This window comes from Paeniglutamicibacter sp. MACA_103, from assembly GCF_045798555.1.
GTDB lineage: Bacteria > Actinomycetota > Actinomycetes > Actinomycetales > Micrococcaceae > Paeniglutamicibacter.
Map to the genome: position 1 here is coordinate 1 of NZ_JBIXLN010000086.1, position 6,262 is coordinate 6,262.

The following is a 6,262-nucleotide window of genomic DNA, read 5'->3' on the forward strand; positions in this document are numbered from 1 at the left end:
GCGCAAACGCCCGGGGGGGCCCCCCCAAATTTGGCGGGGCACCCCCTCCCTACGGTTGCCGGTGGCTACTTGTCCGTCGGGCCCTGCGGATCGGTGTCCTTGCCGCCGTCGGTGTCGGCCGGGTTCTCCGGCTTCGCGGAGCCTTCGTCGTTCCCGGCGGCGTCGGCCTCGGGTTCGTCGAAGCCGCCGTCCAGCAGCTTGCTCAGCGCGGCGTCGATGTCATCCATGCCGGCCTCGGCCAGCTGGCGGCGCGGGGTGAAGCCCTGCGGGTCCAAAAGGTCCTCGTCGGTGGGCAGCAGGTCCGGGTGTGCCCAGATCGCGTCGCGCCCCTCCATGCCGCGTTCTTCCAGCAGGTGCGCCCAAAGGGCAGCGGCCTCGCGCAGGCGCCGCGGACGCAATTCGAGGCCCACCAGCGAGGCGAACGCGTTCTCCGCCGGGCCTCCGGCAGCACGCCGGCGGCGGATGGTCTCGCGCAGCCCGGAGGCACTGGGCAGGTTCGCCGCGGCGGCGGCCACGACCTCGTCGACCCAGCCCTCGATCAGTGCCAGCACCAGCTCGAGCTTGGCCAGCGCGGACTCCTGCGCGGCGGTGCGCTTGGGCATGAACAGGCCCTCGCCCATCAGCGACTGGAAGGACTCGGGGTTGCTCGGGTCGATGTCCCGAACCGCTTCCTCGATGCGCGACATGTCGATATGGATGCCGCGGGCGTAGGCCTCGACGGCGGAAATCACCGAGGAGCGCAGCCACGGCACCCGGTTGAACAAGCGGGCGTGGGCGCATTCGCGCAGCGCGGCAAAAAGCAGGATCTCCTGCTCGGGGACCTCCAGGCCCTCGCCGAAGGCGGAGATGTTGGCGGGCACCAGGGCGGGCCCGGTGCCGGCCAGCGGCAGCCCGATGTCGGTGGCCCCGAGCACGTCCTTGGCCAGGCCGCCGACGGCGGTGCCCAGCTGCATGCCGAACATGGTTCCGCCGAGGGACTGGAGCATGCCCTGCGCCCCGCCCATCATCGGGCGCATCTGCTCGGGGATCTGCTCGCTCAGCGCGCTGGTGATCGCCTTGCCGACGCTCAGTGCGACGGGGGTCGTCAGCAACTTCCACACCGGCATGGTCTTTTCGACCCATTCGGCGCGCGAGAAGGCGCGGGCCTCGCTGCCGTCGGACTCGAACACGGTGGCGGCGTCGAGCCACATCTCGGCCAGCCGGGCGGCGTTGGCCACGGCCGAGGCACGGTTCGCGGTGATCGAGGCGTCGTCGCCGGCAATGGCCTGGCGGGCCGCGTCGGTGGCCATCTTCCAGTTCACCGGGCCGCCGTCGCCCTTGGACATCGCGGCCATCATCGCCTGGGCCTGCGCCATCATCTGCGCCATGGCCTCGGGGTTGTCGGACAGGCCCATGGCCTCGCCGAGTCCCGCGGGAAGGTTCTTGGGGTCGAATCCGCCGGCGCCGCCAAAGAGTGAGCCGAACATCTCGGAGAACGGGTCCTTCGCGTTCTCGTCGTCGTTGCCGGAGTCGTCGGGTCGGTTTGATGGGGGATTTTCAGCCATGGTTCAACGGTACCCCCGGGCCGCGGGATCGGCCCATGATCTGGAGTTACAGTTCGCTGTGGGCACATCGGAAAACACTGTGAAGGTGCCCGGCTCTCCCCGTGCCGCAGACACCCGGCCCGGTGCGGGCTTGTAGGCTGGAGGCTGCCGCGGCGCACGGCGAATGCCTGCGTGCCGCGAGCGTGAACGCCAGCAAGGAAAGAGGGAGTCGTGCCAGCAGCGCATGAAGGAGCAGGGCCGGAGCACGGCCGGCACACCGACGTGGACCGGGGAGAACACCGGGCGACGGACGGCGCCGACCACCGGCCGCTGACGCACCGCTGGCCCGGGACGGACCCCGGCCGGGAGCGGCTGCACCGCAAGCGTGCCGGGGCCGGCTGGATCGCCATGGGGATCATCGCCGCTGCCACGCTGCTGCCCACCCACTTCGTGGTCGAGTCCGCGGGCCCCGCGCTGAACACCATCGGCAGCGTCGAAGGCACCCGGCTGCTGGACATCCGCGGGACCAAGACCTACCCCACGTCCGGGGAACTCGACATGACCACCGTCTACGTCCAGGGCGGCGGCCAGCAACGGCTGCCGTTCTTCAGCGTGCTCTGGGGCTGGATCAACCCGGACGAGGACGTGGTCCCTGAGGAGACGGTGATTCCGCGCGGCACCACGACGACGGAGCAAAGCGAACAAAACACCCTGATGATGGACGACTCGCAGCAGCTCTCCACCGCCGCGGCCCTGCACGAGCTGGGCATCCCCTTCTCCAGCCACCTGGGCGTGGTCGGGTTCGCCACCGAGCTCAACTCCGGGGTGCTGAAGACCTCGGACCGGCTCGCGACGATCAACGGGCAGAAGATCACCGACCTGGAAACCCTGAAGAAGCAGCTTGATGCGGCGGGGGAGACGCCCAGCAAACTGGGGATCACCCGCGGCGGGAAGCCCATGACCGTCACGGTGAGCACCGATGCAGGTGCCCAGGGGCAGCGGCAGCTGGGGATCCTGCTCTCGGGCAGCTTCGACTTCCCGGTCGAGGTGAAGTTCGGGCTGGAAAACGTCGGCGGCCCCAGCGCCGGGATGATGTTCGCCCTGGCGATCGTGGACCAGCTGACCGAGGGGGAGATGACTGGCGGCAAGCACTTTGCCGGCACCGGCGCCATCACCGCCGACGGAAAGGTCGAGCCCATCGGGGGCATCGCCCAAAAGCTCGTCGGCGCCAGGGACCAGGGTGCCGAGTACTTCCTGGCCCCGGCGGAGAACTGCGCGGATGTCGCCGGCCGGGTCCCCGACGGGCTTCAGGTCATCAAGGTCGCCACGCTTGCCGAGGCGAGGGCCGCGGTCGAGGGGATCGGCGCGGGCGCGGACACGGCCGCGTTCCCTGCCTGCGGCTGAGCCGGCGCGGACGCCTCACCGCCGCCGATTCGGGCCCGCGCTTCCGACACGCTGGGCCCCGTGTCACAATCGCCTCACATTTCCGCGACATCATCCTTTCGGGTGCTTCGCCGGAAGCCGATGCAAGGCAGAATAGGGAACAAAGACACAATTCAGGCGTGTTTCCCGCGCGCCGAACGTTCCAACGGTGAGGTAAAAATTGAGTTTTGGCACTGGCAGTCCCTTTGAAGGCCCCCCGCGGGGCCCCGAAGGACGTCCCGACCCGCAGAGGCACCAGCGACGCCCGTCCCCGCTGATGCCCACCATCATCGTGATCGGCATCCTGGTTGCCGCTTTCGTGTTCGTCTCCAGCATCTATGCGGACGTGCTCTGGTACACCCAGCTCGGCTTCGAGCGCGTGTTCTGGACCGAGTACCTGTCCAAGGCAGCGATCTTCGCGGTCGCCTTCCTGCTGATGGCCTTCGCGACCTGGATCTCGCTGCGCCTGGCCTACCGCTCGCGGCCGGTCTACGCCCCGGACGGCCAGCGCCAGGACGCCATGTCCAAGTACCAGTCGCAGCTCGAGCCGATGCGCCGCCTGCTGATGATCGGCGTCCCGGTGGTCATCGGCGTCTTCGCGGCCACTGCCGTGACCTCGCAGTGGCAGGAGGTCCTGCTCTTCTTCAACCAGGTCGACTTCAACGAGACCGACCCGCAGTTCGGCATGGACCTGTCCTTCTACATGTTCTCGCTGCCGTTCATCGGCCTGCTCACCGGGTACCTGATCTCGGTCGTGCTGATCGCCGGGATCGCCGGCCTGCTGACCCACTACCTCTACGGCGGGATCCGCATCGAGGAGCGCGGCGGCGTCGTCATCGGCAAGCCTGCCCGCATCCACATCGCCGCCTTCGCCGTGGGCTTCCTGCTTCTGCAGGCCGTGAACTTCTGGGTTGACCGCTACTCCACGCTGCTCTCGCAGAACGGCCGCGTGGCCGGCGCCCTGTACACCGACGTGCACGCGGTGATCCCGACCAAGACCATCCTGGCCATTGCCGCCGTGCTGGTCGCGGTGACCTTCATCGTCGCGGCCATCATGGGCCGCTGGCGCCTGCCGATCATCGGCACCGCGATGCTGCTGGTGACCGTCATCGTCGCCGGGGGCATCTACCCGTTCATCGTGCAGCAGTACCAGGTCATCCCTTCGGAAAAGACGCTGGAACGCGACTTCATCCAGAAGAACATCGACATGACGCGCAAGGCCTACGGCCTGGACTCGGTCGAGGAAACCGCGTACGACGTCCAGTTGAACCCGCAGAAGAACGCCCTTTCCAAGGACAGCGCCACCACCACGAACATCCGCCTGCTGGACCCGAACCTGGTCTCGGCCGCGTTCGACCAGCTGCAGCAGTTCCGCACCTACTACAAGTTCACCCCCACCCTGAACGTGGACCGGTACGAGATCGACGGGGTCACCGAGGACACCGTCATCGGCGTGCGCGAAGTGAACGTGGACCCGACCGACTCCTGGGTCAACCAGCACATCACCTACACCCACGGCTACGGCCTGGTCGCCGCCTTCGGCAACCGCGTGGCGGCCGGCGGGCGCCCCGACTTCATGCTCAGCGGCATCCCGACCCAGGGCGTGCTGGCCAGCGACGAGACCTACCAGCCGCGCATCTACTTCGGCGAGATGTCCCCGGACTACTCGATCGTCGGCGGACCCGAGGACTGGGAACCGCGCGAACTTGACCGCCCGGCCTCCGGCTCGGGCAGCCAGGACACCCGCAACACCTTCGACGGCGACGGCGGGCCTTCCGTGGGCAACTTCTTCAACCGCCTGGTGTACTCGCTGAAGTTCGCCTCGACGGACCTGTTGCTCTCGGATGCGATCAACGAAGAGTCGCAGATCCTCTACGACCGCAGCCCGAAGCAGCGCGTGGAGAAGGTCGCACCGTACCTGACCGTCGACTCGAACGCCTACCCGGCGATCGTCGACGGGCGCGTGCAGTGGATCGTCGATGCGTACACCACCTCGAAGAACTACCCGTACTCCAAGCAGCAGGCGCTGGCCTCGGCGGTCACCGACTCGCTGACCGGCGGCACGCGTGCGGTGGCCCAGACCGGGCAGATCAACTACATCCGCAACTCGGTCAAGGCGACGGTCGACGCCTACGACGGATCCGTCACGCTGTACGCGTGGGAGCCGGAGGAACCGCTGCTGCAGGCCTGGCAGAAGGTCTTCCCGACGAACATCAAGTCCTACAAGGACATGTCCGCCGAGCTGATGAGCCACGTGCGCTACCCCGAGGACCTGTTCAAGGTGCAGCGCGAACTGCTCGCCACGTACCACGTGACCGATCCGGGCGGCTTCTACGACGCCAACGACGCCTGGTCGGTGCCTTCGGACCCGACGCAGTCCAACGCGAGCATCAAGCAGCCCCCGTACTACCTGTCGCTGAAGATGCCGAAGCAGGAGAAGGAAGCCTTCTCGCTGACCTCGACGTTCATCCCGCAGACCGCCGCCGGCGGACAGCAGCGCAACGTGCTCTTCGGCTTCCTCTCCGCGGAGGCCGATGCCGGCACCGAGGCGGGCGTGAAGGCGGAGGGCTACGGCAAGCTGCGCCTGCTGGCCATCCCGCGCGAGCTCTCCGTGCCCGGCCCCGGCCAGGCACAGCAGAACTTCGACTCCAACGCCACGGTGTCCCAGGCGTTGAACCTTCTGCGCCAGGGCGCCTCGGAAGTCAAGAACGGCAACCTGCTCTCGCTGCCGGTTGGCGGCGGCATCCTCTACGTCCAGCCGGTCTACGTGCAGTCCTCGGGACAGACCTCGTACCCGACGCTGCGCAAGGTGCTGGTGGCCTTCGGCGACAGGGTCGGCTTCGCCGACACGCTCGCCGAGGCCCTGGACCAGGTGTTCCAGGGAACCTCGGGCGCCGTCACCAGTGAAAACGGTGAAAACGGCGAGAGCGAGGAACCCGGGACGCCTCCGGCTACCCAGACTGCAGAGCAGCAGCTCAGCGCGGCCCTCAACGACGCCAGCGCGGCCATCACCGCCGGCCAGGCGGCTCTGGCCGAGGGCGACTTCGCCAAGTACGGCGAGGAACAGGCCAAGCTGCAGGATGCAATCGAGCGCGCCACCGAGGCGCAGGATGCACTGACGGGTGCTGCGGCACCCACCGATGCTCCGGCTCCGGAAGCACCCGCCTCGGAGACCCCCGCGCCGTAAGGCGAAGGAGTCTGCGCGGGGGCAACCCGGTGTGGGGGGGGGGGCCCGGGGGGGGGGGGGGGGGGCGGCCGGGGGGGGGGGTTGGTGGGGGCCGCGCGGGGGGGGGTTTGTTTGGGGGGGGGGGGGGGGG

3 protein-coding genes are annotated in these 6,262 nt (G+C 68.5%); 2 read left to right on the plus strand and 1 reads right to left on the minus strand.

Annotated elements, in window-relative coordinates:
* Positions 1–65 precede the first annotated feature (65 nt).
* The gene (locus ACIPVK_RS21415) at positions 66–1,544 is read right to left on the minus strand and encodes a zinc-dependent metalloprotease (protein ID WP_407614005.1); all 1,479 of its coding nucleotides are present in this window, start codon (positions 1,542–1,544) and stop codon (positions 66–68) included.
* A 210-nt stretch (positions 1,545–1,754) separates the two neighbouring features.
* On the opposite strand from ACIPVK_RS21415, the gene ACIPVK_RS21420 reads away from it, so the two are divergent.
* Entirely contained in the window at positions 1,755–2,927 is a 1,173-nt protein-coding gene (locus ACIPVK_RS21420; RefSeq protein WP_407614006.1) for a PDZ domain-containing protein, read from the plus strand.
* Between the two features lie 295 nt (positions 2,928–3,222).
* Positions 3,223–6,132 (plus strand): UPF0182 family protein, encoded by a 2,910-nt coding sequence (locus ACIPVK_RS21425; RefSeq protein ID WP_407614007.1) that lies wholly within the window; start codon positions 3,223–3,225, stop codon positions 6,130–6,132.
* Positions 6,133–6,262: the final 130 nt, after the last annotated feature.

What these genes read in the sequence shown, in the direction of transcription:
- ACIPVK_RS21415 (WP_407614005.1), bottom strand. Translation starts at nt 1,544, where the DNA reads ATGGCTGAAAATCCCCCATCAAACCGACCCGACGACTCCGGCAACGAC.
- ACIPVK_RS21425 (WP_407614007.1), top strand. Translation starts at nt 3,223, where the DNA reads ATGCCCACCATCATCGTGATCGGCATCCTGGTTGCCGCTTTCGTGTTC.